Source organism: Halomonas sp. 3D7M, from assembly GCF_014897885.1.
Taxonomy (GTDB): domain Bacteria; phylum Pseudomonadota; class Gammaproteobacteria; order Pseudomonadales; family Halomonadaceae; genus Vreelandella.
The window spans coordinates 1-1,058 of record NZ_JABUZF010000117.1; the positions used below are offsets into that span (position 1 = coordinate 1).

General features: G+C 41.4%; 1 protein-coding gene. It reads right to left on the reverse strand.

The window, feature by feature from the left end:
- On the reverse strand, positions 1–808 hold an 808-nt coding region (locus INT22_RS05285), incomplete at its 3' end, for a protein kinase domain-containing protein (protein WP_193067830.1).
- Positions 809–1,058 lie beyond the last annotated feature (250 nt).

The window sequence follows — 1,058 nt, forward strand, 5'->3', positions numbered from 1 at the left end:
TCGCGCTCTTTGCCCATTTCCTCCAAGCATCCGCTTTAGTCCACTTCTTACTATTGTTTTTCAACGGCATAGGCCAATAATCACTGAGTTTTATGCCAACCGGATGAAACCCTCCACTCATAAGCTCATAGAGAATAACCCCCAGTGCAAATACATCCGTTTTAGGTGATAGCTCGAATTCATCCCACTGCTCTGGAGCCATATAAGGCCGAGAACCACCGAAGACGGAAGAGTCTAAAGAAGCATTTGCCAGACCGAAATCAGCTATTAGAGCCAAGCTATAAATATCGAGATCTGGTAAATCACAAAAATCGCTTTTGACGTTTTTCAAAAAAATATTAGCTGGCTTCAAATCTTGATGTGCGACTAGACCACGCTTATAGCAGTGGCTCAAGCCACTGCATACATAAACCAATATAGAAAGTTTCTCGACCTTACTGGAAAGTTCAGGTTTTCGTATAACTTTCTCAAGATCACTTCCCCAATAACGAAACAATGCCAGAGGGGTTCCAAGAACTTCTGAGAAATCAAACGCCCAATGAACAAACCTTTGTTGATTATATGAGAGCTGATTCTTGAGTTCATTGACAAATCTGTTGTTCGTTTCCTCTACAGATATGTTGGTGAGGGGTTTAGGTATTTTCGCACATACGTATCGAGGTGAAACATTCCCCCCCTGATCAAAAACATAAATTTCTCCGCACATCCCCTCAGAAACTGAAACACACTTCCCTTTGTTACCTAAAGCAATCTCTAACATTAATTTTTTCTGATGCTCATCAAGAGCATGAAAATCTATTTGTTCCATATAGCTCAGTTTCCTGTGCATTTAACGAGGCTGTAGAAAAACCCTCGACCAATTTTTCGATGATGCTCATATGTAAAACCTAGAAGAGTTCTCGGTGAAAAGCGCTTCAGATTTTAAGGAAGGTCTGAATAACCACCGATATTCGTCAACGCTCACGTGAGCTGATAAAGAATCGAAAATTCAGACACACTTCTCCCGTTTTTTGTGTATTTTTGCCCGCTTTCCGCTCATTGAGCGGAAAACGGGCGCA